26 protein-coding genes are annotated in these 26,709 nt (G+C 68.5%); 8 read left to right on the forward strand and 18 right to left on the reverse strand.

From position 1 onward, the window contains the following. Positions 1-2 precede the first annotated feature (2 nt). The 7 genes from LGR64_RS25660 to LGR64_RS25690 all read right to left on the reverse strand — a co-directional run bounded on the left by LGR64_RS25660 (position 3) and on the right by LGR64_RS25690 (position 5,968). Positions 3-1,007, reverse strand: coding sequence for a glycosyltransferase family 2 protein (locus LGR64_RS25660; protein WP_012202493.1), 1,005 nt, complete (start codon positions 1,005-1,007; stop codon positions 3-5). Beyond that, positions 1,004-2,623: a glycosyltransferase family 39 protein gene (locus LGR64_RS25665; protein ID WP_230357311.1), complete on the reverse strand. Its 1,620-nt coding sequence runs from the start codon at positions 2,621-2,623 to the stop codon at positions 1,004-1,006. Before LGR64_RS25665 ends, LGR64_RS25660 begins: the two co-directional genes overlap by 4 nt. A 101-nt stretch (positions 2,624-2,724) precedes the next feature. Next, positions 2,725-3,675, reverse strand: coding sequence for an AEC family transporter (locus tag LGR64_RS25670; RefSeq protein ID WP_230357313.1), 951 nt, complete (start codon positions 3,673-3,675; stop codon positions 2,725-2,727). A 129-nt stretch (positions 3,676-3,804) separates the two neighbouring features. Beyond that, positions 3,805-4,164, reverse strand: a complete 360-nt coding sequence (locus tag LGR64_RS25675) for a hypothetical protein (RefSeq protein ID WP_012202490.1) — start codon at positions 4,162-4,164, stop codon at positions 3,805-3,807. A 99-nt stretch (positions 4,165-4,263) separates the two neighbouring features. Beyond that, positions 4,264-4,665, reverse strand: coding sequence for a roadblock/LC7 domain-containing protein (locus LGR64_RS25680; protein WP_012202489.1), 402 nt, complete (start codon positions 4,663-4,665; stop codon positions 4,264-4,266). Continuing rightward, entirely contained in the window at positions 4,662-5,225 is a 564-nt protein-coding gene (locus LGR64_RS25685) for a GTP-binding protein (RefSeq protein WP_141832663.1), read from the reverse strand. The genes LGR64_RS25680 and LGR64_RS25685 overlap by 4 nt, the downstream gene beginning before the upstream one ends. Further along, positions 5,222-5,968 carry a hypothetical protein gene (locus LGR64_RS25690; RefSeq protein WP_034397964.1) on the reverse strand — a complete coding sequence of 249 codons (747 nt, stop codon included), beginning with the start codon at positions 5,966-5,968 and terminating at the stop codon, positions 5,222-5,224. The genes LGR64_RS25685 and LGR64_RS25690 overlap by 4 nt, the downstream gene beginning before the upstream one ends. Before the next feature lie 281 nt (positions 5,969-6,249). Between LGR64_RS25690 and LGR64_RS25695 the strand changes: the two genes are divergently transcribed. The 4 genes from LGR64_RS25695 (at position 6,250) to LGR64_RS25710 (ending at position 10,755) form a co-directional block, all read left to right on the forward strand. After that, on the forward strand, positions 6,250-8,319 hold the full coding sequence (locus tag LGR64_RS25695; protein WP_013800309.1) for an ATP-dependent helicase: 2,070 nt from the start codon (positions 6,250-6,252) through the stop codon (positions 8,317-8,319). Between the two features lie 17 nt (positions 8,320-8,336). After that, positions 8,337-8,825, forward strand: a complete 489-nt coding sequence (locus LGR64_RS25700; RefSeq protein ID WP_013800308.1) for a hypothetical protein — start codon at positions 8,337-8,339, stop codon at positions 8,823-8,825. 89 nt (positions 8,826-8,914) lie between these two features. Further along, the gene (locus tag LGR64_RS25705; protein WP_012202484.1) at positions 8,915-10,135 is read left to right on the forward strand and encodes a phospholipase A; all 1,221 of its coding nucleotides are present in this window, start codon (positions 8,915-8,917) and stop codon (positions 10,133-10,135) included. Positions 10,136-10,302: 167 nt separating this feature from the next. Then, a complete protein-coding gene (locus LGR64_RS25710; RefSeq protein ID WP_012202483.1) occupies positions 10,303-10,755 on the forward strand; it encodes a hypothetical protein in 453 nt (150 codons plus the stop codon). Positions 10,756-10,779: 24 nt separating this feature from the next. Here the strand turns inward: LGR64_RS25710 and LGR64_RS25715 are convergent, their stop codons facing one another. Beyond that, complete coding sequence (locus tag LGR64_RS25715) at positions 10,780-11,250, reverse strand: universal stress protein (protein WP_034397960.1); 471 nt, start codon at positions 11,248-11,250, stop codon at positions 10,780-10,782. 135 nt (positions 11,251-11,385) lie between these two features. Between LGR64_RS25715 and tgt the strand changes: the two genes are divergently transcribed. Continuing rightward, complete coding sequence (tgt, locus tag LGR64_RS25720) at positions 11,386-12,558, forward strand: tRNA guanosine(34) transglycosylase Tgt (protein ID WP_012202481.1); 1,173 nt, start codon at positions 11,386-11,388, stop codon at positions 12,556-12,558. Between the two features lie 36 nt (positions 12,559-12,594). On the opposite strand, the gene LGR64_RS25725 is transcribed toward tgt, so the two are convergent. After that, positions 12,595-13,545, reverse strand: coding sequence for a LysR family transcriptional regulator (locus LGR64_RS25725; protein ID WP_012202480.1), 951 nt, complete (start codon positions 13,543-13,545; stop codon positions 12,595-12,597). 111 nt (positions 13,546-13,656) lie between these two features. Here LGR64_RS25725 and LGR64_RS25730 point away from each other — a divergent pair, with 111 nt between their 5' ends. Further along, a complete protein-coding gene (locus tag LGR64_RS25730) occupies positions 13,657-14,787 on the forward strand; it encodes an aryl-sulfate sulfotransferase (RefSeq protein ID WP_141832665.1) in 1,131 nt (376 codons plus the stop codon). Next, complete coding sequence (locus LGR64_RS25735) at positions 14,784-15,782, forward strand: Bug family tripartite tricarboxylate transporter substrate binding protein (protein WP_141832667.1); 999 nt, start codon at positions 14,784-14,786, stop codon at positions 15,780-15,782. Before LGR64_RS25730 ends, LGR64_RS25735 begins: the two co-directional genes overlap by 4 nt. Before the next feature lie 36 nt (positions 15,783-15,818). Here the strand turns inward: LGR64_RS25735 and LGR64_RS25740 are convergent, their stop codons facing one another. The 7 genes from LGR64_RS25740 to LGR64_RS25770 form a co-directional block, all read right to left on the reverse strand. Next, positions 15,819-16,589, reverse strand: a complete 771-nt coding sequence (locus LGR64_RS25740; protein WP_141832669.1) for a hypothetical protein — start codon at positions 16,587-16,589, stop codon at positions 15,819-15,821. A 120-nt stretch (positions 16,590-16,709) separates the two neighbouring features. Continuing rightward, on the reverse strand, positions 16,710-17,837 hold the full coding sequence (locus LGR64_RS25745; RefSeq protein WP_230357315.1) for a GGDEF domain-containing protein: 1,128 nt from the start codon (positions 17,835-17,837) through the stop codon (positions 16,710-16,712). 160 nt (positions 17,838-17,997) lie between these two features. Beyond that, positions 17,998-19,212, reverse strand: coding sequence for a GGDEF domain-containing protein (locus LGR64_RS25750; protein ID WP_034399116.1), 1,215 nt, complete (start codon positions 19,210-19,212; stop codon positions 17,998-18,000). A 157-nt stretch (positions 19,213-19,369) separates the two neighbouring features. Continuing rightward, complete coding sequence (locus tag LGR64_RS25755) at positions 19,370-20,503, reverse strand: zinc ribbon domain-containing protein (protein ID WP_141832673.1); 1,134 nt, start codon at positions 20,501-20,503, stop codon at positions 19,370-19,372. Positions 20,504-20,570: 67 nt separating this feature from the next. Then, entirely contained in the window at positions 20,571-21,389 is an 819-nt protein-coding gene (locus LGR64_RS25760; protein ID WP_185750962.1) for a DUF2145 domain-containing protein, read from the reverse strand. 8 nt (positions 21,390-21,397) lie between these two features. After that, entirely contained in the window at positions 21,398-21,868 is a 471-nt protein-coding gene (locus tag LGR64_RS25765) for a hypothetical protein (RefSeq protein ID WP_013800299.1), read from the reverse strand. 37 nt (positions 21,869-21,905) lie between these two features. Further along, positions 21,906-22,379 carry a YiaA/YiaB family inner membrane protein gene (locus LGR64_RS25770; protein WP_141832677.1) on the reverse strand — a complete coding sequence of 158 codons (474 nt, stop codon included), beginning with the start codon at positions 22,377-22,379 and terminating at the stop codon, positions 21,906-21,908. 310 nt (positions 22,380-22,689) lie between these two features. Here LGR64_RS25770 and LGR64_RS25775 point away from each other — a divergent pair, with 310 nt between their 5' ends. Further along, positions 22,690-23,874 carry a saccharopine dehydrogenase family protein gene (locus tag LGR64_RS25775; RefSeq protein WP_088166626.1) on the forward strand — a complete coding sequence of 395 codons (1,185 nt, stop codon included), beginning with the start codon at positions 22,690-22,692 and terminating at the stop codon, positions 23,872-23,874. On the opposite strand, the gene LGR64_RS25780 is transcribed toward LGR64_RS25775, so the two are convergent. After that, positions 23,871-25,835 (reverse strand): MFS transporter, encoded by a 1,965-nt coding sequence (locus LGR64_RS25780; RefSeq protein ID WP_141832679.1) that lies wholly within the window; start codon positions 25,833-25,835, stop codon positions 23,871-23,873. The two genes, LGR64_RS25775 and LGR64_RS25780, sit on opposite strands and share 4 nt — an antisense overlap. 11 nt (positions 25,836-25,846) lie before the next feature. Beyond that, a complete protein-coding gene (locus LGR64_RS25785) occupies positions 25,847-26,671 on the reverse strand; it encodes a hypothetical protein (RefSeq protein ID WP_141832682.1) in 825 nt (274 codons plus the stop codon). Positions 26,672-26,709: the final 38 nt, after the last annotated feature.

The raw sequence follows: 26,709 nt of genomic DNA on the forward strand, positions 1-26,709 counted from the left end.
GGCTAGTCCCGTGGCGCCAGCGGGCTGCGGTCTTCGTCGCGCGCCAGCAGGTAGGTGGGGCGGCGCTTGACCTCGTCATAGATCCGGCCGATGTACTCGCCCAGGATGCCGATGGACATCAGCTGCACGCCCGAGAACAGCATGATGCTGGCCGCCAGCGTGGGCCAGCCATCCAGCGGGTTGCCGAAGATCAGCGTCTCCATGGTGATCCACAGGCCGTAGAGCAGGGCCGCCAGCGAGATGATCCCGCCCACCACGCTCCACACGCGCAGCGGCAAGGTGGTGAACGAGGTCAGACCCAGCAGGGCCAGCGAGCCCAGGCGCCGGAAATTGAAGCTGGACGCACCGGCCGTGCGGTCGGCCGGCACGAACGGCAGCGCCGCGGCCTTGAAGCCCACCCAGGCGTACAGGCCCTTCATGAAGCGGTGGCTCTCGGGCAGGGCCTTGAGCGCATCGGCCACGCAGCGGTCCAGCCAGCGGAAGTCGCCGGCATTGGGCGGGATCTTCACCAGGTTGCCGGCATTCATGAGCCGGTAGAACAGGTTGGTGCCCACGCGCTTGGCGCCGCTTTCGGCGCCCCGGTCGGCGATCACGCCATAGACCATGTCGTAGCCGGACTGCCACAGCTCGCACATCTGGGGCAGCATCTCCAGCGGATGCTGGAAGTCGGCGTCGATCAGCACCACGGCGTTGCCGCGCGCATGGTCTATGCCGGCCGACAGCGCCGCCTCCTTGCCGAAGTTGCGCGACAGCGCCAGATAGCGCACGGGCAGTTCCTGGGCCATGCGCAGCGCGATCTCGTGCGTGGCGTCACGGCTGCCGTCGTTGACGACGATCAGCTCGTAGTCGGGCGTCAGCGTGCGCACCGTCGCGTCCAGGGCGCGCAGGAACGCCTCCAGGTTGCCCTCTTCATTGTGGGCTGGCACCACGCAGCTCAGCCGCAGCGGGGGGCGCGGCAGCATCCCCTTGGGAGCGGCCGGAGCAATGTCAGCATGCAATTCGGTCATAGGCCAGCATTGTCAGCGGGCTGGCTGCCCGCGCGCGGCAACACGTCAAAAACCGCATAGGCATAGGGACTGGGCCGAGGAAAACGCCAGCCCGAGCGTTGCACCGTGAGCACACGCGCCTCCTGCGGCAGGCCCAGCTTCGCCAGCCAGGCCTGCGCCTGCTGCTCGCAATCGCGCGATTTCGCGGTCGGGCCGGGCTCGCTGGCCACAGGGCCGCGCGGGCACAGCAGCAGCCCGGGCTGCTGGCGCCAGTCCGACAGCGCCAGCACGCGCGCATATTCGCTGTCGGGCAGGCCGGGAATGGTGCGCAGATGCGGCTGGGCATAGAAAGACAGCATGGCGTTTTCCGCCCAGTCGCCGCCCACCCACTGCAGCGGCTGCTGCGGGTGGCGCTGGTTCCAGGACAGCACGATGGCCTGCGCCGCATCGGCCGCAGGGCGGTAGTAGTCGGAGCCGCTCTTGCGCGCATTGCCCCAGCCCACGGCCAGCCCGATCACCAGCACCACGGCCATGCTCGGCCACCAGGCGCGGCCCAGCGCGGCGAGCGCGGACTGCGTCACAGCGGGCGCCTCGGCGTCCAGATTGCGCAGCCACAGCAGCACGAAGGCATAGCCGATGGGAATGGCCCAGGGCGTGGACAGCTCCACCACGCCGGTGGCGCCAAAGCCCAGCGTCGCAAGCCAGGGCATGAGGGCCAGCCAGAACAGCGTGTCGCCGCGCCCCTGCCAGCACCAGCTGCGGCGCAGGAAACGCGCACTCCAGCGCAGCCAGCCGCCGCCTTGCTGGCGGGCCTGCATGAAGCCATACACCAGGCACACGGCCAGCCAGGCCGGCAGCCAGTAGAAGATGGGCGCCAGCGCAAAGCGCAGCACATAGCCCCACACCACCTGCCCGCCGCCCTGGTCCATGGCATAGCCCAGCGTCACCCACTGGTGGTGGGCGATCCAGGCCACATGCGGCGCCAGCGCCAGGCCAAAGGCTGACAGCGCAACGTAGGGCCGGGGTGTGAGCAGCCACTGGCGCCCTTCACGCACCAGGAAGATGGGCAGCAGGAAACCGGCCAGGAACACGCCGCTGTAGTACTTGCTGAGCATGCAGGCGGCCGAGACCACGCCCAGCGCCACGCTGAAGGCCACGCCGCGCGCCCCCTTTTCCTGCCAGCTGGCCAGCAGCAGGGCCGCCGCCCAGGGCCACAGGGACAGCAGCTGGCTGTTGGCGTTGAACTTGCCGGCCAGCGTCGTATACGGAAAGCACCACAGCAACAGGGCCGCGCCCAGCGGCGCCAGGCGCGCCAGCCCCAGGCGCCTGCCCAGCACGTAGACGCCCCAGATGCCCACGCCCACATTGGCATAGGACAGCAGGCGATAGAAGCCGTCGTTCTGCGGGAACACCATGAACCACAGGCCGACCACCCAGGCGAAGAACGGCGGATGCTTGTGCGTGCCCAGCTGCAGCGGCTGGGCCCAGGCATAGTTCTCAAGCATGTCGTGGTAGCCGTCCAGATTGCCATTGGCCAGCCAGGACACCAGGGCCCAGAGCAGGCAGGCCAGCGTCACCATCCAGAGCAGGGCCGCGCCCGTGGGAACGCCTGCCGGAGCAGAGGGGGAGGATTTCATGCGATCCCGTCGAGGAGGTGAAAAAACATGGGCGGGATTGTAGTGAGCACCAGCATGCCCGTGCGCCCCGGGCCTGCCGCTCAGGTGTGCCCGGGCCCTGCTCAGGTCATCAGCGCCACGGCGCCCGAGAAGCTCAGGAAGGCCAGCACCGTGGACACCAGGATGATGCGGGCCACGCGCCCGCCGTGCGCCCCGAAGCGCTCGGTCAGCAGCGAAACATTGCTGGCGCTGGGCAGCGCAGCCAGCAGCACCAGCGCCACAAAGGCCTCTTCACCGAGCGGCAGGCCCAGCGCCATGGCCGCACGGGCCACGGCCCAGACCAGCAGCGGGTGGACCAGCAGCTTGGCCAGCGCAATGGGCACGTAGTCGCGCGCAGCCACGCGCTCGTGGCTGTTCATCTGCGAGCGCGCCAGCACGGCGCCAATGGTGAACAGCGCCACGGGCGAGGCCGCGCCCGCCAGCATGGCCACGGTGCGGTCGATGGGGCCGGGCAGCGTCCAGCCTGCCGCCGAGGCCACGCCACCCAGCACGATGGCCCAGGGCATGGGATTGGCGGCCATGCCGGCAAACGCCCTGCGCAGCGCCACGGACACGCCATGCCCGCCCGGCAGCCCCAGGCGCGACAGCGCAATGCACAGCGAGGTGGTCACCACCATGTCGATGGCCATGGTGACGATGACCGGGCCCGCCGCACGCTCGCCCAGCAGCGCCACCAGCATGGGCACTCCCATGAAGCCGGTGTTGGGAAAGGCCGCCACCAGCGCGCCAAAGGCCGCATCGTTCCAGCCCACGCGCCGCACGGTCAGCGCCACGGCGGCGCCCACCATCAGCAGCGCGCACAGCAGGTAGACCACGGAAACGCCCACATCCAGCAACTGTGCAATCGGCGTCTGCGCGCCAAAGCGGAACAGCATGCAGGGCAGCGCGAAATACAGCACGAAGGCATTGAGCCCCGGTATCGCCGCCTGCGGCAGCACGCCACGCCAGGTGGCCGCAAAGCCGCAGGCCACAAGCGCGAAGAAGGGGAAGGTGATCAGCAGGACGGACAGCACGCGGCGATTCTGGCAGCAAGCCGGTGCCGCTGCCGCGCGCCCGTGTCACCGCGCGGACGCCGGGCGAAAAAAAACCTGCCGGAATCCGCATCCGGCAGGTCGGGGCGCGGGCGCAACAAGCGCGTGCGCTTACAGCGCCAGGTCCTTCTCGACGTCCTGCACCTTGCGGCGGGCCAGCGCCAGATTGGAGCGGCTCTTGTCCAGCACCAGGTAGAAGAACACACCTTCATGGGCGGCCACGGGCCGGATGATGTGGTACTGGTGCGTCAGGGTGATCAGGATGTCGTCGATGGCGTCATCGAGCTTGAGCATGCGCATGGTCTTGAGCTTGGCGCGCACCACCTCCGTGTTGCCGGCAGCGGCCAGCTCCATGTCGAGGCCGGAGCCCACGCTGCCCATGAGCATGCCGCTGGTGCTGTCCACCAGGGCCGCGCACAGGGCGCCATCGATGCCCAGCAGGCCGTTCAGAGAATCATGTATCGAAGCCATATGCCACCTTTTCAAATAGCAAGGGCAGGCTGTGCGATGGACCACCGCGCCCGCTCCTCGGGGGGGAGAAAACCAAACTTCTGCAGCGGATGCCGCGGATCAGGAACGGGACAGTTCGGAGGCCACTTCGCCCGCCGCCCACAGCGCGCGGCCCAGCAGGGCGCTTTGATCGACCACCATGCACAGGATGGCCGGCTGGTTGCCGGCCACGGCCTGGAAGAGGACGGTGCCCAGCTCGGTCTCGAAGGTCAGCCGCCGGCAGGACTTGTGGCCTATCTCGGTGGCCACGGCCCTGGCCATGGCCATGAGCGAGCCCGCCATGGCCGACAGGCGCTCCGTCGGCAGTTCGCTCCTGACCCGCAGGGAGGTGATCTCGAAGCCGTCAGGCGTGCACAGCAAGGCGATGTGCACGCCCTCCAGGGGCGCCACCACGCGGTGGAGCACATCGCTGCCAGCTTCGATCAGAGAGGGAGGAATCCGGGGAAGCGTTGGTGTCTTCATACCTGACTTTGCAAGGAAAGCAAGGAAACGAGCACCCCCAGCGCATCCAGCAACTGCTGCCGGTCACGGGGGTCCGCCTGGATGACAGGCACTATACCGTGACCTCTGTCCGCCAAGGCGCTGCTGAATGCTTCCTGCTGTTGCTCGCTGGCATCACGGCAGCTGACCACCACCACCAGGGGCTCGGATTCCAGAGAGGCGATCTCGGCCAGGCACTGTGCCGCGTAGTCCGGTGCGCGGGCGTCGCAGACATCCACCATCAGCAGCACGCCCACCGAGGCATTGAGCACCCAGCGGCGCACGAAGTCGAAGCGTTCCTGCCCCGGGCTGCCCACCAGCTGCAGCCGCTCTCCACCGCCCAGGTCGATCTCGCCGAACTCGGCACCCACCGTGGTGAATTCCTTGGAATGGGAGGCCCGGTCCAGATTGGGCACATCCGCCGCCGCCATCAACGCGCCGCACAGGCTGCGCAGCGCCGTGGTCTTGCCTATGCCCATGGGGCCCACCAGGCTCACCCGTACCAACCCGGCAGCAGGCTGTGCGTTCATCCACAGGCTCATGCCACTCCTCCGCGCCGGATCCAGCCGGCCAGCTTCTGCACCCACTGGCGCGGCAGGCCGGCCACCGCGTCGGGCGCCTGTGCGCGGCTGCGGCGCAGCGGCGGGAGATCGTTTTCGCGCGCGGGCCGCAGGCTGCACTCCAGCAGGCTGCGCAGCCGGGGATGGCGCAGCAGTTCGGCCACGGCGCGGGCCTGCATGCCGCTGTGCTCGCACAACAGGGCCACCTCCATGGGGCCACGGCACAGCATGGCCAGGGCACGCAGGCATTCGGAGTTGTTCCACGGCGCGGGCAGCGCCACCCAGGCCTTGAGCTGGAAGCGGTAGCGGCAGTCCACGCCCTGCTGCTGCAGATCGTCCAGCGCCTGCGCCAGCGTATGCGACGTCGCCACCTGCTGGCGCACCGTCCAGTCCATGAGGAAGACGGCCGCCCGGTCCAGCATGTCGATCAGGTCGGACAGCGTGAAATTCATGTCCAGATAGGTTGCCAGGCGCTGCTGCGTGCGCTCCAGGTGCTGTCCCTGGGGCACTCCACCCACGTAGACCACGCAGGGCATCCACCCTGCAGCCTCGGGCGCGGGCATGTTGCCATCGACGACCAGCACCTGGGCGCTGACCAGGGGCACCTGCCGCCAGCCGCGCAGCGACTTGCGGGACGCCACGGCGAACAATGCCTCAAAACGCTGCTTGAGCAGAGGAGACCACAGCTCGGCAGCCAGGCCGATCTCGTCTGTAGTGCGAGCCATCTTTGACACCTCACCGGATAGGAACTGAAATGGACAAACCAGATTCGCCCGTGACAGAACATCGGCGAAGACTGATATTTTGGATAGTTTTTACACATTACTCACTTGATTTAATGTGAACTTTTCTATTTAGACCAACGCCGCCACAGTGCGGACCAGAGTGGCCGCGAGATTTGTCGCCGAATTCCAAGGGTGCTTACACCTGGCCTGATGGCCACGATCCCCGAAGCGGTATGCTCCCGCTTCCCTCACTTTCACGCCTTTCCCCGCGCAACGCACCCATGTCCGCAGGACTCAATCTGGCCCAGCTCCAGGCCGTCCACTACACCGAAGGCCCCTGCCTGGTCCTGGCCGGCGCGGGCTCGGGCAAGACACGCGTGATCACGCACAAGATCGGGCGCCTGATCGAGATGGGCATGGCGCCGCGCCGCATCGCGGCCATCACCTTCACCAACAAGGCCGCAGCCGAAATGCGCGAGCGCGCGGCCGGCCTCATCGGCCGCCAGGCCAAGGACGTGCTGGTGTGCACCTTCCACGCCCTGGGCGTGCGCATGGTGCGCGAGGACGGCCATGTGCTGGGCCTCAAGCCCCAGTTCAGCATCCTGGACGCCGACGACGTGACGGGCATCCTCAAGGACTGCTCGGGCGGCACCACCGACCTGGCCACGGCGCGCCAGTGGCAGTGGACCATCAGCAACTGGAAGAATGCCGGCTGGGACAGCCGCAAGGCCCTGGCCATGGCCCAGGACGACAACGAGCGCAGCACGGCGCTGATCATGCAGCGCTACGAAGAGCGCCTGACCGCCTACCAGAGCGTGGATTTCGACGACCTGATCGGCATGCCCATGCGCCTGCTCAAGAACCACATCGAGGTGCGCGAGAAATGGCAGCGCCTGCTGGGCCATGTGCTGGTGGACGAATACCAGGACACCAACGCCACGCAGTACGAGCTGCTCAAGATGCTGGTGGGCAGCCGCGCCCACTTCACCGCCGTGGGCGACGACGACCAGAGCATCTACGGCTGGCGCGGCGCCACGCTGGACAACCTCAAGAAGCTGCCGGTGGAGTTCCCTCAGCTCAAGGTGATCAAGCTGGAGCAGAACTACCGCTCCACCTCGGCCATCCTGCGCGCGGCCAACAACGTCATCCAGCCCAACCCCAAGCTCTATCCGAAGACGCTGTTCTCTGAGCTGGGCGAGGGCGAGCCCGTGCGCATCGTGGACTGCGACACCGAGGAGCACGAGGCCGAGCGCGCCGTCGCCCGCATCCAGAGCCTGCGCGCGGCCAGCAACCCGCCGCCGGACTGGAAGGATTTCGCCATCCTCTACCGCGCCAATCACCAGGCCAAGCCCTTCGAGAAGGCCTTGCGCAAGGCCAGCATTCCCTACAAGGTCTCGGGCGGCACCAGCTTCTTCGACCGCGCCGAGATCAAGGACCTGTGCGCCTGGTTCCGGCTGTGGATCAACAACGACGACGACCCCGCCTTCCTGCGCGCCATCGGCACGCCCAGGCGCGGCATAGGCCACACCACGCTGGGCAAGCTGGGGGAGTTTTCCTCGCAGCACAAGCTCAGCATGTTCGGCGCCCTGTTCGCGCACATGCTGGAAGCGGCCCTGCCCAAGAAGGCGCATGACAGCCTGCTGGAGTTCGGCCGCTACATCAACGACCTCGAATACCGCGCCCGCCACACGCTGGGCGCCGAGCAGTCGCGAGGCTTCATGCTCGACTGGCTCAAGGAGATCGGCTACGAGCAGTACCTCTACGACAGCGAGGACAGCGAATCGGTCGCCGCCGCGCGCTGGAGCAACGTGCTGGAGTTCTGCGACTGGATGTCCCAGCGCGCCGGCGGCCAGATCGAGGACGCGGCGGGCACGACCACCCACACCGAGGTCAAGAGCCTGCTGGAAGTGGCGCGCAACATCGCCCTGCTGTCCACCATCAGCGAGCGCGAGAAGGAGCAGGACATGGTCATCCTGTCCACCCTGCACGCCTCCAAGGGCCTGGAATGGCCGCATGTGATGCTGGTCGGTGTGACCGAGGGCATGCTGCCCTTCAAGCTCGACGACGACAACGGCCGCCAGCAGAAGGTCAGCGACGAAACCGCCCAGCGCCTGCAGGAAGAGCGCCGCCTCATGTACGTGGGCATCACGCGCGCCCGGCGCTCGCTGGCCGTGAGCTGGACCAAGCGCCGCAAGAAAGGGCGCGAGATGGTCTCCACCCTGCCCAGCCGCTTCATCAAGGAAATGGGCCTGGACGCCGCCACCTCGCGAGAGGACCCGCGCGAGAAGCTGCGCCAGCTGCGCGCCGAGTTCGCCCTCAAGGCACAGCAGTCCACGCCCGCCGACTCCTGACTCCAGAAAGACACCGCATGCGTTTTTACCGCCCCGTTCTCAGCCTGGCGCTGGTGGCCGTGACCACCGCCTGCTCCAGCACGGACCTGCAGACCACCACCCGGCCCACCCTCCAGGCCGCGCCCAAGGCCGCCCGCGCTGCCACCGCCCTGCCACACGCCCCATGCCCCGGCGACGAGGAGATGAAGGACAGCCAGCTGCAGGGCGAATGGACGGGAACCGTCGAAGGCCAGTCCCAGCCCGTGCGCCTGCAGCTGGGACCGCACCCCCAGTGGAAGGGCAACGTCAAGGGCACGATTGCGCGCGGCGCAGACACCCGCCCCATGGTCGGCGACGTGGCCGATGACCACATCACGCTGGAAGAAAGCGCCGACGGCAAGCGCATCACCGCCACCTGGCTGGGCGATGTCGTCGAAGGCAGCTGCGCCCGCGAGATCCGCGGCAACTTCATCGAAGGCGACGATGCGGCGCCCCGGCCCTTCGTGCTGCGCAAGCTCGCGCCGTGACCGGCCCCCGAGCCTGCACACGAGCCCCCTGCTCCCTCTTCACTCAATTACCCCTTACTCTTCGCTCCTTCCATCACCGGACTCAAGCCATGACGACTCCTACACACCTGGATCGCCGCAAGCGCCCAAGCCGCACGCCGACACCCCTGCAGTGGGCCCTGGCCATGGGACTGGGCGCCACGCCCTGGCTCGGCGCCCAGGCGCAGACCGCGCCCCGCCCCCTGTCCGAGGACGCCTGGCGCCAGTGCGCCGCCACCACGGACAACCAGTCTCGCCTGGCCTGCTTCGACACCTGGGCACAGCAGCAGCAACCGCTGACCGCGCCGCCGGCCACCGGCTGGAGTGCTCCGGCCGCCAGCGCTGCAGCCGATCCTGGCGCCCTGCCCACGCCCGCCCCCGTGGTGACGGCCGACAGCGGCCAGGGCCTGGCGCTGCCCACCACCCCCACCAACGGCGGCTGCCGCGACCCGCGCTACAGCGAGCTGTCGCGCTACTTCGAGCTGGAACCGGGCAGCGACTGCGGCACCTTCAGCTTCCGCGGCTACCGGCCCATGTCCGTGTCCGTGGTGACGGCCGACCATGTCAACCGGCAGCCCACCACGCCCGGCAAGGACCCTGCGCAGTCGCAGCCCTACAAGACCGAGGAAATGCGCGTGCAGCTGTCCGTGCGCACCAAGGTCGCCCAGGGCCTGCTGACCAGCAGCACCTCGGCGGGCAAGGACTCGCTGTGGGTCGGCTACACCCAGCAGTCGTACTGGCAGCTGTTCAGCCCGGCCATCTCGCGGCCCTTCCGCAACACGGACCACGAGCCCGAGATCTTCTACGTCTACCCCACCGATGCCCGGCTGCCCTTCGGCTGGCGCTGGCGCTACAGCGGCGTGGGCCTGGTGCACCAGTCCAACGGCCAGAGCGATCCGCTGTCGCGCAGCTGGAACCGCTGGTATCTGATGACCGGCTTCGAGCTGGACAACCGCTGGCAGCTGCACGCCAAGGCCTGGCAGCGCATCCGCGAAAGCGCCGAGCACGACGACAACCCGCGCATTCAGGACTACATCGGCCGGGGCGAGGTGAAACTGGGCTGGAACGTCAATGCACAGAACTATCTGGGCTTCACTGCGCGCGGCTCGCTGGGCCAGGGCCGCGGCTCGGGCCGCGTCGAATGGCTGCGCACCCTAGGCGAAGGATGGAACGGTGGCAAGAGCAATTTGCGCCTGCATGTCCAGCTTTTCAGCGGATACGGTGACAGCCTGATCGATTACAACTACAAGCGCACCGTGCTCAGCGTGGGCTTCAGCCTTCTGGACTTCTAGAAGACCGGCCCTCGCGGGGCACGCTTTGCCGCTTGCCCTTCGCGGGGAAGCCCCGTCCCGCTGGCTGCATTGCCAGCGGCCGGGGCCATGCGTCAGAATGCGCCGATGCCCCGGGCCTTTTCAGGCAGGCCCGGAACCCGCCCCAGAACGAACCGCGGAGGTCCGCCATGGATTTGCAATACCAGCTCAAGGCCGGCAGTTACTGCCTGTACGACATGCGCGAGACGCCCAGTGCCATCACGGGCGAGCGCCGCTGCCGGCTCAGGACCGAGCTGGTGGCCATTGCCTTCGACCTGGTCACGGGCCAGGTCCATGAGCATGGCTCGCCCACGCGCATCCATGCCTGGGCCCTGTGCACGCGCAGGCGGCTGCGCGCGGCCGGCGACTGGGACCAGGCCGACAGCATCGTCGTGGTCTCCGGGCCCCTGCCGGTGGATGAGATCAACAAATGCCTGGGCATACGCGGCTACTGCCGCCGCATGTTCCAGCGCCTGGCCAGTCTGCCGCACGGCAAGCTGCAACCCCACGCGCATGCGCACGCTCATGGTGCCTACGGAGCTTACGGCGCCCATGCAGGCCGGCACCAGTCCCATCAGGGCCAGCAACGGCGGGCCGCCTGAAAGCCCGCGCGCGCCCGGCCCCCCTCACTCGGGACCCAGGTCCTCTTCCCCTTCTTCATCGTGCGGCTCGGCATGCTTGACGATGGTCACGGGCAGCCGGCTGTTGCGTGCCACCTCGCGCGAGACCGAGCCGATCAGCACGCGCCGCAGGCCGCCCTGGCCCAGTGCGCCGATGATGATCTGCTCGCAGCCCGTGCTCTCGGCAATGTCGGCCAGCGCGGCGGCGGGCTCGCCCAGGCCGATCTCCACCTCGTAGGAAATGCCGGCCGCCCGCACCAGGGCCACGGCCGGCGCCACCAGGTGCATGCCGGCGTCCACGCTGGCGGCGGCGATCATGTCCGAGTCCTGCGTGGCCAGCTCGAACAGCGAGGCCTCCTGCTGCACATGGGCCAGCACGAAATGCGCCTGCAGGCCCTGGCGCACCAGGGAGATGGCGTGGTGCACGGCATCCAGCGAGGGCTCGGACCCATCGACGGCAATCATGATCTTCAGCATGCGGACCTCCTTATTTGTAGCTGGCGAATCGCAACCACCCCAGTGTAGACGCGGGCCGGCTATGCCAGACGGGCTCCGGGGACAGTCGCGGAGCGTCCGACACGCACATGCGGCCATCTGGGACAATGGAGGGCTATGCTGCAATTCGACCTGCTCAAGACCGATCCCTCCAGCCACGCGCGCCGCGGCCAGCTCACGCTCAACCACGGCGTGGTGCAGACACCCATCTTCATGCCCGTGGGCACCTATGGCACCGTCAAGGGCGTGATGCCGCGCAGCCTGCAGGAGATGGGCGCGCAGATCATCCTGGGCAACACCTTCCACCTGTGGATGCGCCCGGGGCTGGACATCATGCAGAGCTTCGGTGGCCTGCACGGCTTCGAGAAGTGGGACAAGCCCATCCTCACCGACTCGGGCGGATTCCAGGTCTGGAGCCTGGGCGCCATGCGCAAGATCACCGAGGAAGGCGTGCACTTCGCCAGCCCGGTCAACGGCGACAAGCTGTTCATGTCGCCCGAAGTCAGCATGCAGATCCAGACCGTGCTGAACTCGGACATCGTCATGCAGCTGGACGAATGCACGCCCTACGAGACCAACGGCCACAAGACCACCGAGGCCGAGGCACGCAAGAGCATGGAGATGAGCCGCCGCTGGGCCAAGCGCTCCAGCGACGAGTTCCAGCGCCTGGGCAACCCCAATGCGCTGTTCGGCATCGTGCAGGGCGGCATGTACGAGAACCTGCGCGAGGAATCGCTGCAGGCCCTGGTCGAGATGGACTTCCCCGGCTACGCCGTGGGCGGCGTCTCGGTGGGCGAGCCCAAGGACGAGATGCTGGCCATCATGGCCCACACGCCCCACCGCCTGCCGGCCCACAAGCCGCGCTACCTGATGGGCGTGGGCACGCCCGAGGACCTGGTGCAGGGCGTGGCCGACGGCGTGGACATGTTCGACTGCGTCATGCCCACGCGCAATGCGCGCAACGGCACCATCTTCACGCGCTATGGCGACCTGAAGATCCGCAATGCGCGCCACAAGACCGACCACCAGCCGCTGGACCCCAGCTGCACCTGCCATGCCTGCGCAGGCACCAGCGGCGTGAGCTGGGAGCAAGGCGGACGGGACGGTTTCTCGCGCGCCTACCTGCACCACCTGGACCGCTGCGGCGAGATGCTGGGCCCCATGCTCACCACCATCCACAACCTGCACTACTACCTGAACCTGATGCAGGAAGTGCGCAATGCGCTGGAGGCGGGCAACTTCACTGAAATGCGCGCACGCTTCAAGGCCGAGCGCGCCCGGGGCGTCTGACGCCCCCCAGCCGATTGCTCGAGTCGCTCAGATCGCTCAGGTCGCCAGGTCCTTGAGCGACCAGGACACGCCGGTCTCGAAGCCGGCGCGCATCTCGTCGGCCACGCGCTCCAGCTCGTCCAGAAACAGCCGCATTGCGGCTGCCTTGGTGTAGCCGATGCGCTGGTACAGGCAGCCGGGCAACTGCGCACCTGCGTCATGCAGGGGCCGCCAGAGCAGGCGGCCGGCCGCCACATCCTCGGCCACGTTGTCGGGCACCAGGAATCCCAGGGCCGTGCTGCCGGCCACCAGGCGCCGCACCATGGGCACGGAGCTGGTCTCCACCAGCGGCCGCTGCTGGTGCAGGGCCGCGCTGTCCATCTGCTCCAGCATGCTGCGCAACTCCATGCCCGGCGCCATCAGGATCAGCGGATAGTCCACGCAATCGCGCAGGCGCAGCAGGCGCGGCTCGGTGGCCAGCGGATGGCCGGGGGCCATCACCGCGCCCAGCGGCTGGGGCCAGGCGCGCACCTCCTGCACGCCCGGCGGCGGCGGGCGGCGCAGGCAATAGGCCACATCGATCTCGCCCTGCGCCACGCCGCGCAGCAATTCCTCGCCCGTGCCCGAACGCACGCTGAAGGTGATGCCCGGATAGCGCCCGTGCAGGCTGGCGATCACCAGGGGCAGCAGGTACTCGGCCGTGGCATGGGACACGCCCACGCGCACATGGCCCCGGCGCAGGGCGCGCAGGTCCTCCACCTGGGCCAGCGCGTTGTCGAAGTCACGCTGGCTGCGCCGCACGGCCGCCAGCATCAGCTCCCCGGCCGTTGTCAGCTGCATGCCGCGCGGCAGGCGGTCGAACAGCGGCACACCGACCTGGGCCTCCAGATTGAGGATTTGCTGGTTCACGGCGGCCGCCGTCAGGTGCAGCGTGACGGCGGCCTTGCGCACCGAGCCACGGCGCGCCACCTCGTCAAAACAGCGAAAGGCCTGGGAGATTGCGGGCATGGCGCGGAGTGTAAATTTTTATCTGACACCTCATCCAAAACAAACAGCTATTCCTGACGCTTGCGACTGCCTAGAGTGGCGCTCATTCCCGGCCTCCTTTGAAAGCAGCCCATGGCAAGCACCGTAGACCAAGTCACCCAGCGCCGCCGCGGCGTCGGACTCATCGCCCACGACCCCGCCCTCTCGGCCGGCGGCTACACCCTGATCGCGCCGCAGACGGCCGACGGCCATGTCTACCTGGTGGACATCGAAGGCCGCGTGGCCCATGAATGGAAGCTGCCCGTGCGCGCGGGCCGGCACGCCGTGATCCTGCCCAACGGCAACCTGGGCTACAACGGCAACCACCCCCGCTCGCCTGACCGCTATGCGCCGTGGTCCATGTGGCATGGCGGCGATTTCTACGAGGTCACGCCGCAGGGCGAGATCGTCTGGCGCCACGAGGACCCGGACCACCACCATGACGCGCAATGGCTGCCCAACGGCCATCTGCTCTATGCCGCCTGCGCGCCCGTGCCTGCGGGCTTTGCCGAGCGCGTGCCCGGCGGCACCGCGCATGGGCCCGGCGAGGTGATGTACGGCGACGTGATCCGCGAGGTGGACCGCAGCGGCCGCCTGGTCTGGGAATGGAAGGCCTGGGAGCACCTGGCGCCCGGGGACTTCCCCATCCACCCGGGCTTTGGCCGCTACCACTGGCCGCTGGTCAACGGGCTGGGCGTGAGGGCCGACGGCAGCGTGCTCATGAGCCTGCGCACCACCTCCGGCATCATCGCCGTGGACAAGGCCAGCGGCGCGGTGAAGCTGCACATTCCGCCCTCGGTGGTCTCGCACCAGCATGCGCCCGTGGCGCTGGCCAACGGCCACATCCTGGCCTTCGACAACGGCAACTTCCGCGAAGGCGCCCACGTGGCCTTCTCGCGCGTTGTGGAGATCGATCCTGCCGACCACCGCGTGGTCTGGAGCTACCAGGACGAGATGGTCAACGCCTTCTACACCGCCTTCATGGGCAATGCCCAGCGCCTGTGGAACGGCAACACCCACATCACCGAATCGGCCACGGGCCGGCTCTTCGAGGTCACGCCTGCGGGGGAGGTGGTCTGGGAATACATCCTGCCCTGGTTCGCCGAGTACCCCGATGCCGCAGCGCGCCGCACCGGCCCCGGACGGCTCAACAGCGTGTTCCAGACCTGGCGCTACCACGCGGACCAGTTGCCCTGGCTGGGTGCCGCCGGGAGGCTGTCATGAGCCTCAACCGCAGGCAATTGGCGGCCTGGATGCTGGGCGCGCCCTGGCTGTCACCGGCAGCCCGTGCGTCCACGGCTGGGGCCGACGCCTGGCCCAGCCAGCCGCTGACCGTGGTCGTACCCTTTTCGCCGGGCGGCAGCGTGGACGTGGCCGCGCGCCTGGTCATGCCACGCCTGGCGGAGCGGCTGCGCCAGCCCGTGGTCATAGAAAACACCGTGGGCGCCTCGGGCACCATCGCCACCCAACGGGTGATCAAGGCCAGGCCGGACGGTCATACCGCGCTGTTCGGCGTGGCCAGTTGCGTGCTCATTGCGCCGCTGGTGTCGCCAGAGCGCTTCCGGTATGACGGCCTCAGGGAACTGCTGCCCGTGGCGCCCGTGGCCTCTTCGGCCTTCGTGCTGGCAGGCCGCCCCGACCTGCCGGCCACCACGGCGGCCGAGCTCGTGCAGCTGTCGCGCCAGCAGCCGGGCCGGCTGACCGTGGGCACCGATGGCGTGGGCACCAGCCTGCACCTGACCGCAGAAATGCTCCAGCAACAGGCCGGCCTGTCTTGGACGCATGTGCCCTACAAATCCGGCCCGCAGGCGCTGACCGAGCTGGCGGGCGGGCAGATCGACCTGGCCGTGCTGCCCGTGGCCCTGGTCCAGTCCTTCGTGCGCGAGGGCAAGCTGCGCGGCCTGGGCGTGACCTCGCGCCAGCGCGCCGCCACCTTGCCGCAGACTCCCAGCGTGCAGGAAACACCGGTCTGGCAGTCCTTTGATGTCGAGGCCTGGCAGGGCCTGCTGCTGCCGGCCCGCACCGACGCCCGCATTGCCGAGCGCCTGGCCCGCGAGACCGCCGCCGTGCTGGCCGAGCCGGATCTGGTGCGCAAGCTCGCCGAGGCCGGCTTCAAGCCCATGGCCATGGAGCAAGCCCAGTTCATTGCCCACCTGGAGCGGGAGAGAAAGCTGCTGGAGGCCACGGTGCAGGCCGCCCGCATCCACGGAGCGGGCTGATGCAGCCGCGGTAGCCTCGGTGCGGCCGGCCAAGCCCTACTGCATGGCGCCGGGCGCGGCAAACGAGAAGCTGGCCATCTGCACCAGGGCCCGGCCCCGGGTCAACAGGTAGGAATGCGCAGGGGACTGCGCGCGTGGCTGCAGCCTGAAGAAGGATTTGCCGCCACAGCACTGGCCCACCATCTCGAACTCCGCGCCCTCCAGCCGGCAGCCCACCTGCAGGCCGGGCGCAGGCTCATGGGTGATGGCGGACAGCTGCGACAGGCGCAGCAGCGCATCGGGCTCGGGCAGCACGGTGCGTTGGGCACTGCCATCGGCATGCTCCACATGCACGGACCGGCCCGCCAGCGCATTGCGCGGATAGACGATCTCCAGCCCCGCGCATCCACCGCGCAGGCCGCGCTGCAGGCCTCCCTCCATGCCATCCAGGGCGCGCGCCCAGGCTGTGAAGCCCAGCCCGCGCGCCGACCCCGCGATGCGCACGCGCCATGCCAGGCGCAGGGCACCACAGTCCACCGCGGTTTCGTAGAGGACCTCGAAGCGGTCGTCTTTCTCGCGCAGACTCAGTTCGCCGCTGCCATGCACGCAGCGGTCCCCTTGTTCATCACGCACCGCAAAGGCCACGGAGCGCAGGATCTCCAGGCTGCCGTAGCGGACGCTGCGCAGGCAGCCATCGGCCAGTTCAGCACTGAGCGGCCCGGCCTGCAGCTGGCGGGGCCTGGACGACAAATGCCCTTCCCAGCCCGCAATGTCTACGGCCATGTTCCCGGCGATGTTGCCGGCGGTTTCAGCGATCCATTGATTCATATGCACATCCCAGCCCGTCCTGGACAGGGTGCCGATGCTATGGACGATCCGTGCGAATGAATAACGATGTTTTCTGGCACTCGTCGTGAGCTGCACTCACAAGCCACACGCCACAAGCAGTCAGGCAGGCGTTGCGCTGGGGGCCGGCCGGGCCTGCTGCGGCTCCAGCACGGTGCAGTTGCGGCCCTGGGCCTTGCCACGGTAAAGCGCCGCATCGGCACGCGCAATGGTCGCCTCCACCGACTCGCCCGCGCGGTACTGCGCGGCGCCCAGCGTGCAGGTGACGCGGGCGCCCTCGCCCAGGGTCTGCGTCCACGGGGCTTCGGCAATGCGCAGGCGCAGGCGCTCCAGCAGTTCGCCGGCCTGGGCCAGGTCGGTGTCGGGCAGCACCAGCAGGAACTCCTCACCGCCATAGCGACCCACGCCATCGGCACTGCGCAACTGCGACTTCAGCAGCGTTCCGAAGGCGCGCAGCACGCGGTCGCCGCCCTCATGGCCAAAGCTGTCGTTGATGCGCTTGAAGTGGTCTATGTCCAGCAGCGCCACGCACAGCACCGTGCCACGGTCGTGGGCGGCGGTGCGCACCTCGTGCAGCCGCTCGATCACGCCCCGGCGGTTGCTGACACCGGTCAGGTCGTCATGGCGCAGCAGGGCCTCGATCTGCGCCAGCGCCGTGGCCAGCTTGTCATTGGCGATGCCCAGCCGGTACTGCATGCTGCGAAAGAAGGTGGCCTGCACGCTGCAGCGCACCACGGCACCGAGCACCACGCCGAAGGCCAGCAACTGGCCTGCAGCCGTGTCCGTGGTCATGCGCATCAGCGGCCCCCGCCAGAGAATGATGGCCGCCACGGCGATGAGCGTGCCTATCCAGGTCAGCCAGAAGCTGGTGCGGCTGCGCGCCAGGAAACCGTCGGCGCTGAAGGCGATCAGCATCACCATGGACTGGAACGCCAGCGCAGGGGCGGCCATGACCATGCCCAGCACGCCGATGATGGACACCAGCTGGTGCGTGAGGAACATGCCGGGATCGCGCAGCCTGTGGCACCAGTCGCTGGCATAGGCCCAGGTGATGAAGCCCATGCCCGCCGCCACCCACAGGCCATAGCCCAGCACCACGGCCCAGGGCGCATAGCCGGCCCAGGCATGGCCCAGAAACAGCAGCAGTGCATAGATATGGCTGACCAGCACGGAGATGTGCAGTTGCCAGGTGCGGCGCTTCCAGCGCTCCAGGTGCAGCGCCTCGTCCACCAACGGCGACGCCGGCTTCGGCCCCCACAGGAGACGGTCCGGGAAATTCCGAGAAATGGAGGAAAGCACGGGCATGCGAAGAAGCGCGGCGGGCCGGCGGCCCTCATGGGCGCCCATTGTGACCGCATCCGGGAAATCCCGGGGATTGCATCCTTCTCGCCTAGGAGGTACGTGGCGGCCGCACGTCCTCGGCCACCACGATCTGGTTGCGCCCGCAGGCGCGGCCATGCGCGAGGGCCGCTTCGGCACGCTGCACCAGCCGCTCCGAGGTTTCGCCCGCCTGGAACTCCGCCACGGCCAGGGTCAGGGTCAGCGGGTCCTTGTCGGGGTCGGGGATGGGCTTTTCGCTCCAGTGCTGCTGGCGCACGCCCTCGCGCACGCGCTGCAGCGCCCAGACGGCCTGGACGGAGGCGGTATCCGGCATCACCAGCATGAAGGTGTCATCGCGGTAGCGGCCTATGCCGTCCACCGTGCGCAGGTGGGTGACCAGCAGGCCGCTGAGCATGAGCAGCACCCGCTCCTGCAACGATGGTCCCTTGTGCGGCGGGTGCACGCCCGCACGCTCCACCCAGGGGTCCAGCTCCAGCAGCACCACGCAAAACGGTTCAGGCTTGCGCGCATGGCGTTCGCGCAGGCCATCGACGGCATCCATCAATCGCGAGTAGTTGGCCACGCCGGTCAGCGTGTCGCGCCCCGTGGGCAATTGCAGCGAGCCCACGCGGGTCTGCAGCTGCTGCACATCGTCGGCCAGTTGGCCGCAGTAGCTGGACAGCTGCGCCAGTTCCTCGGTGTACTGGCGCTGCATGCGGCTCAGTGCCTGCCACAGGGCCAGCGCATGCACGGCCAGCGGCAGCAGCACGCTGGCCAGCCACAGAATGCGCACGGCGACCGAGCCCGGTGCCATCTGCGGCATGGGCCTGGCCACCACCACGGCGCAGAGCATGGCCAGCATGGCGCACAGCAGCACGATCTGGCCTGCGGGCAGGTGCAGCGCCTGCTCGCGCTCGCCATCCCAGGGCAGCCAGGCGATGGCGGCCAGCCACAGCAGGGCAGAGGCCCAGGCCAGCGATGGCTGCCAGGCCGCCAGCAGCAAGGCCATCGTGGCCTGTATCCAGCCGTGGCCGCGCAGCGTCCGGGTCAGCGGCAGGCCGGCAGCATGGCAGCGCCAGACCCAGGCCATGCCGGCCAGGGCCGACAGCGCGGCGTAGGCCGCCCAGGCTTTCCATGAAGAAGGGCCGGCCAGCACATGGCCGGCCAGCAGGGCAGCCCCCACGGCCCAGGCCGCCAGGGGAAGAAGATGGGCGGACGCGCCGGCCGGTGGGTGGGCGGGCTGCGCTGGCGTGTGTTGTGGGGGATACGGCAGCTGGCGTGACATGGCATCCTCGCTGAAGACATCTGCGCCCCGGCCGAGCGCGCAAGCCATGGTGTACCACAACCCCGCGCAGCTTCAAGGGTCTTGCCGGCTCCGGCCGACACCGCCAAAGCCGTCGCCAGGGCCGCTTCAGGCGGGGGTCAGGCGGACTCAGCCAGACTCAACCCGGTGCCGGCCCGGCCTCCTGCACGGGAGGCATGGGAGCCACGGCAGGCGCAGCAGACGTGGAAGGCAGCACAGCTCCCGGCTTTCTGCGGTTGCCATCGGCCTGGGTGCCGCAGCTGTGGCAAAAGTGCACAAAGGCGCTCTTGCGGGTATTGCAACTGCCGCAACGGTCGAACAGGCCTATGCCGCAGTGGGGGCAGAAATCGATGGCGCCGTCCTTCAGGTCCACGGGGCGCTCGCAGCCCGGGCATACGCCCTTGGCCAGGCGGGCCAGAGCCACGTCGTAGCCCAGTTCCTGGCGCCGCTGAGTCTCAGGCAGTGACTCCTGCTGTTTTTGCCGCTCCAGGTAGCGGTTCAGGCCCAGAATGGCCGCGCGCCCCAGCAGCACCGTCACCACGATGCCGACCACATAGCGCACGTAGCCGCCGTAGTCGGGCAGGTAGGGCACGAGTTCGACGAAGAAGGCGAACAGCGCAAAGAAGATGAAGCCCCAGACAAAGGGCCACCAGGTGCTCTTGCGTTGTTTGGCGAACAGCCAGCCGGCCACCAGCAGCAGGGGCAGGGTCAGCGCCAGACGGTAGAGGAAGACGCGCAGCTCGATGGCGCGCATCTCCTTGCGCCAGGCCTCCATGGCACCGTCGCGCAGACCGTCCCATTGGCGGTTGGCCGCGTCCAGGCGCTGGCGTGCCTGCAGGCTGGCGTCCTGCAGCCGCTCCACGGAGGCGCGTGCGGTGTTCTCTTCCTGCTTGATGGCATCCAGCGCCTGGGTGCGCGACAGCAGCTCGCTGTCCTGCTCGGGCCGGGCCGTGGCGCGGCGCGTGGCCACCCAGTTGTCGAAGGTCTCGCGCGCCGAGCGGTAGCGCGCCTGCGTGGCCTGGTACTTGAGGCGCGCGTTCTGCAGCGCCGTCTCCGCCTTGTCGTGGTCGGCATCGGCGGCCTTGATCTCGGCCTTGACGGGCTCGGCCGCAGCGGACGCGATGAAGTCCTCCACCGTGCGCGGCGACTCGACCTGGGGCAGGTCGCCCACTACCAGGCCGCCCAGGCCGATGAGGAAGGACGCGAACACCACCGCCACCAGCCACAGGCCTCGGCGGAACCATTTCTCGGGCAGACGCAGGGCCTTGCTCATGGGGAAACTCCTGTTTCAGTGTCCTGCGGCCGGGGAAGACCGCAGGCGGAGGAAAAGCCGGTCCGGCTCAGGGCAGCACGCGCACCGGACCCGCCAGCTGGCTGCGCTGCAGCCACTGCGTCACCGATTCCACGGTCACGGTTTCTATGCGGCTGGCATAACGCTTGTCGTTGGGATGGTCGTCGAAGGCGATGTTGGCAGCCGTCACGCGCCCGCCCAGCCGCGACAGCGCACGAATCACCAGCACGCCAGGCTCGTAGCCCTTGAACTGCAGCCAGGCCTGGGCCTGCTCGCGCCGCTGCACCGTGGCCGGCTCCATGGCGGCGGCCAGGGTTTCGGTGGCCCACTGGTTGGACTGCTGGTAGCGCTGGCCCCAGGCATAGCTGACCATGCTGTAGGGCTCGTGCTGCAGGCGCAGCACGGTCTGGGGCTGGGTCAGAAAGGTCCACAGCGCCTGCTGCACGGCGGGCGTGGGCACCTGAACGCCGGCCTCGTAGCGCCACAGGTCGTCCAGAAAGAACTCGCCCAGGCCCTGGCGGTAGACATGGCCGCCGGCCGTGCCGCATTCGTTGAGCTTGTGCGCCACGCGCCAGGGGCCTTCGGGGGTCCTGTAGGCCCAGCCGTAGTGGGAATAGTGCAGGTCGTACTTGCTCAGGTCCTGGCCCACGCGCGCCAGCAGCACGACGCGAGTGCCGTTCTTCGCATATTCGGCATCCAGCGCCTGGGATGTGCGCTGGGCCAGGTCCAGGCCCTTTTGCAGGGATTGGGGGGTGAGGGGCTTGTCCTCGCAGCTGCGCCCTGCATGGGCCGTGCCCAGCGCGGCGGCCAGCAGCAGCACCAGGCAGGCGGCACGGGCCACCGGGGAAAGGGAGAGAGACGGTTTCATGGCGGGCATCACAGGCGTTCGTTGTGCAGCAGGGCCTTGCCCATCTCGTTGGGAATGAAGGCCAGCACCTTGCCGGCCGCCGAGATGACAACGCCTGCGCCAATCACGCTGCAGGTCAGCACCGTGCCCACGGCATAGGCCGAGGCGGAGGCGCCCCGCCCCACCACTTCCACGCTGGCCTGGGCGCCATCGGAGGCACGCTCGAGCAGATAGACCGTGCCCGTGGCCGAGGCCTGCACCGCCTTCACGGTCAGCACCGCGCCGCCCACCGAGAGCGCGGCCGGCAAGGCCACCACGGCGCCAGCGGCCGTCGAAGCCACCGAAGCCGTACCCACGACGGAGGCCACGGGCAGCATGGACAGCGCCACGGAGGCCTCGCTTTGCGCATGGGCAGGCGCCATGGCCAGGGCTGCGCACAGCGCACCAGCGGCCAGCAGGGCACGCGGCAGGCGCGCGAAAACGGATTGGTTGACCATCATTGCTTGGACTCCTGGAAATACGGGGAAGGGGTGGACATCACTCGGCGTCGACCGGTTGCGCGGCCTCGCGGCGGCCATGCATGCGGGCCTGCGCCAGGTCGGCCTCGTGGCGGTCACGCAGCATCTTGGCCAGCGTGAAGGCGGTGGTGATGAGATAGAGCCAGCTCACGCCCAGGAAGGCCTTGTAGGTCACGTTGATGTCCATGCTCACCAGCCCCCAGCCGGTCAGCGCCATGGACACGGCAAAGCCGCCCCAGACCACCAGCTTCCACATGGGCGTGTCGCCTGCGCCGCTGCGGCCGCCCTCGTTGTCCCGCACGAACTTGGCCAGCACGAAGGCGGCCGAGAGGCAGAACACATAGCCCATCACCATGAAGGCCTGCTCCAGCTGCTCGCCGGGCAGCCATGCCAGGCCGATGGCGCACAGCGAGACCGCAATGCCGAACGACACCCACACCTGCAGTTGCCAGGCCCGGGTATCACGCTGAACGACGATGGGAGAAGAGGACATTTGCCGAGGCGCCCCTCAAGGGCATTGGTTGAACACGGGACGCATGGTGCCCAGACGTAACTTGCGTGTCTGCATTCAACCGTAACAGTGGCCAGACACAGGCCATCGAGTATCTTCAAACGGTACTTTTCAAGTTTTTGACTGTTGTTTACACCCCAAAAAGTTCCTGCATGTGACACCAGCACACAGGACATCGGGCACGGCACCTGGGCGACAGGAACCCTGCGGCGCGCCACAGACAATGCGCCCACCCCGGCTGCAGTGCAGCGGGCAATCGCACGTTCGCCACGCTGATTGATGGAGATCTCCCATGACCAAACCCTTTGACCTCGTCGTCCACGGCGCCACCGGCTTCACGGGCCGGCTGGTGGTGGAGTACCTGCTCAGGCGCTACCCCGCAGGCAGCGGCCTGCGCTGGGCCATGGGCGGGCGCAATGCCGCCAAGCTCGCGGCCGTGCGCGACGAGCTGGGCGCGCCCGCCGATACCCCGCTGGTGGTGACCGACACCGGCAATCCCGCAAGCCTGCAGGCGCTGATGGAGCAGACCCGCCTGGTGCTGACCACGGTCGGCCCCTACCAGCTCTACGGCAACGAACTCGTGGCCGCCTGCGCCAGCGCCGGCGTGGACTATGTGGACCTGTGCGGCGAGCCAGCGTGGATGCGCCAGATGATCGATGCCCACGAGGCCGCAGCCCGGGCCAGCGGCGCGCGCATCGTGTTCTCCTGCGGCTTCGATTCCATTCCCTTCGACCTGGGCGTGTTCATGCTGCAGCGAGAGATGCAGGCCCGCTTCGGCCAGCCCGCCCAGCGCGTGCGGGGCCGGGTGCGCAAGATGAAGGGCACGTTCTCGGGCGGCACGGCAGCCAGCCTCAAGGCCACCATGGCGGCGGCCGCCGCCCAGCCGGGCGTGCTGGAGCTGCTGCGCAATCCGTTCTCGCTCACGCCGGGCTTCGAGGGCCCGCGCCAACCGTCCGGCAGCAAGCCCATGGTGGACGAGGTGCTGGGCCTGTGGGTGGCACCCTTCGTGATGGCGGCCATCAACACGCGCAACGTGCACCGCTCCAACTTTCTGCTGGGCCATGCCTATGGCGCCGACTTTGTCTACGACGAGATGATGGTCACAGGCGCGGGCGAAAAGGGCGAGGCCCTGGCCAACGCCGTGGCAGCCGACAAGTCGCTGGGCGCGGACGACGGCCCCAAGCCTGGCGAGGGGCCATCGCGCGAAGAGCGCGAATCGGGCTTCTACGACGTGCTGTTCATCGGCACCGACACGGCCGGCCACAGCCTGCGCGTGGGCGTCAAGGGCGACCGCGATCCGGGCTACGGCTCCACGTCCAAGATGATCACCGAGGCAGCCGTCTGCCTGCTGCAGGACGCTCCGGACACGCCCGGCGGCATCTGGACCACGGCGCCCGCCATGGGCAACGCGCTCATCGCCAGGCTCAAGGCCAATGCCGGCCTGAGCTTCACGGTAGAGGAACAGAACCCCTCTTAAGCCGCCAGCAGCCGCTGCACGCGCTCGCGCAGCAGCGCGGGCTGCACCTCGGCCTGGGCCATGGGCTGGCCCACGTTCAGGCCCACGCGGTTGAACAGGCCACGGCGGAAGGGCCGGACCATGGCGCCGCCCTGCTCGATGCGGCTGAAGTACGAGCCCCAGAGATTGGTCAGCGCCATGGGGACCACGGGCACCTGCAGGCCATCGGCCTGGGCGCGCTCGACGATCTTCATGATGCCGCCACGGAACTCCTGCAGCTGCCCGTCGCGCGTGATGCCGCCCTCGGGGAAGATGGCCAGCAGATCACCCTCGCGCAGCACCTGGGCGGCGCGCTCGAAGGCTGCCTCGTAGGTGGCGGGATCTTCCTTCTGGGGCGCGACGGGAATGGCCTTGGCCAGGCGGAACAGCCAGCCCAGCAGGGGCACGCGGAAGATGCGGTGGTCCATCAGAAAGTAGATGGGCCGGGGGCTGGCGGCCATGAGCAGCACGGCATCGACAAAGCTCACATGGTTGCAGGCCAGGATGGCCGCGCCGGTGGCCGGAATGTGCTCGTCGCCCTGCACCTTGAAGCGGTACACGAAGCGCGAGACCACCCAGGCCACGAAGCGCAGCAGGTACTCGGGCACCAGCAAAAAGATGTAGGCCGCCACCACGGCATTGGCAATGCCCGTGATCAGGAACACCTGGGGAATGCTGAAGCCCGCCGCCAGCAGCGCGCCGGCCAGCACGCTGGAGGCGATCATGAACAGCGCGTTGAGGATGTTGTTGGCCGCGATGATCCGCGCGCGGTGCGTGGGCTGGCTGCGCATCTGGATCAGCGCGTACATGGGCACGCTGTAGATGCCGGCCGACAGGGCCAGCATGCCCAGGTCGGCCATCACACGCCAGTGCGCGGGCTGGGCAAAAAAGGCACCCACGCCCATCAGCTCGGAGGCAGGCAGCGCGCGCGAGGCAAAGAACAGGTCCACGGCGAACACGCTCATGCCGATGGCGCCCAGCGGCACCAGGCCGATCTCCACATGGCGGCGGCTGAACACCTCGCACAGCAGCGAGCCCGTACCAATGCCCACGGAAAACACCACCAGCAGCAGCGAGGCCACATGCTCGTCGCCATGCAGCACCTCCTTGGCAAAGCTGGGGAACTGGGCCAGGAACACGGCGCCGAAGAACCACATCCAGCTGATGCCCAGCAGCGAGCGGAACACGGCGGGCTGCTCGCGGGCCAGTTGCAGGTTGCGCCAGGTTTCGGTGAAGGGGTTCCAGTTGATGACCAGGTGCGGGTCGGTGGCCGGCGCATTGGGGATGAACTGCGCAAAGATCCGCCCGATCACCGCCAGCGCCAGGCAGGCCACGGCCACCTGCATATGCCCCACCTCGGGCACGGCCACCAGCAGGCCGCCTGCCACGTTGCCCAGCAGGATGGCCACGAAGGTGCCCATCTCCACCATGCCGTTGCCCCCCGTCAGCTCGCGCTCGCTGAGCACCTGGGGCAGGTAGGCAAATTTCACGGGGCCGAACAGCGTGGAGTGCAGGCCCATCAGGAAGACGCAGCCCAGCAGCAGCGGCACATTGGCCTGGATGAAGCCCCAGGCGGCCAGCGCCATGATGGCGATTTCCAGGTTCTTGACCAGGCGGAACATGCGGGTCTTGTCCCACTTGTCCGTCAGCTGGCCCGAGGTGGCCGAGAACAGCAGGAACGGCAGGATGAACAGCGCCCCGATCACCAGCCCCGCCATGGCCGAAGGCAGCCAGGAGACGCTGAGCTGGTAGGTCACCATCACGGTGAGCGCGAACTTGAACAGGTTGTCGTTGGCCGCCCCGGAGAACTGCGTCCAGAAGAACGGCGCAAAGCGCCGCTGGCCCAGCAGGGCGAACTGGTTGGGGTGCTCGTGCGCGGCCGATGGCACGGCGCCGGCCGTTGCGGTGGGGGCAGACGGGCTGCCGGTCTCTTGCTGGAACATCTTGTCTTCCCTCAACGGTTGGTGGCGCCGCCGTGGCCGCACGCATCGGCGCACATTGTGCCCGTACTGGTCATGCGCGCCGTGCCGGCCGCACGCAGCGCGGCGATCACGGGCAGGGCGGCGGCGGCCGCCACCACATGCTTGAGGCTGTGGCCGGACACCAGCCCGGCCGTGGCCTCGAAGACGGCCGCATCACCCCACTCCAGCAGCTTGGCCGCGCCATACCAGGCAATCACCACGCCCAGGCGCAGCGCCAGCGCGCCATGGCGCGGCGCCACGCAGGCCAGGCCCAGCACCGCCAGCATGCCGCCGCCCTGCACCAGCGCCCAGGGAAGCAGGTTGCCGCCGTGCAGCCAGACCAGCACCGAGGCCACGGCGGCGACCAGCATGGCCACTGCGGCGCGCACGGCCACGCGGTCGGCAATGCGCGATTGCAGTGCCAGCCCCAGCATGCCGGCAAAGGCCATGGACATGCCCAGCCGGTCGCCGGCCAGGGTGGCATCGTGGGGTGCCCAGTGGTAGACGGACGAACCTATGGCCGAACACGCCAGCCCCGTGAAGAACAGCGCGGCCAGCCAGCGCAGGGCCGGCGCCAGCGCCTGGCTACGCCGGTCCAGCAGCAGGTGCGCGCCCGCCACGGCGGCCCAGGCAAAGCCCAGGTTGCTGAGCACATCCAGCGCATGGGGCAGCGCCCCCCAGGCGCGCTGGTCGGCAAATGCGTGAAAGTCCTGCGGCTGCGGCACGGCGGGGCCAAGGCAGGCGGCCAGCAGCAGCAGGGCAGCACCCCAGTACAGCGCGCGCAGGGCGGCGGCCGGTGAAATCGATACGGATGGCATGTGTTGCTCCTCGTGGAAAGTGGGGCGGAGTGTGGCGA

Origin of the sequence: Delftia sp. Lp-1 (assembly GCF_020523835.1) — a bacterium.
GTDB classification, from domain to species: domain Bacteria; phylum Pseudomonadota; class Gammaproteobacteria; order Burkholderiales; family Burkholderiaceae_C; genus Comamonas; species Comamonas acidovorans.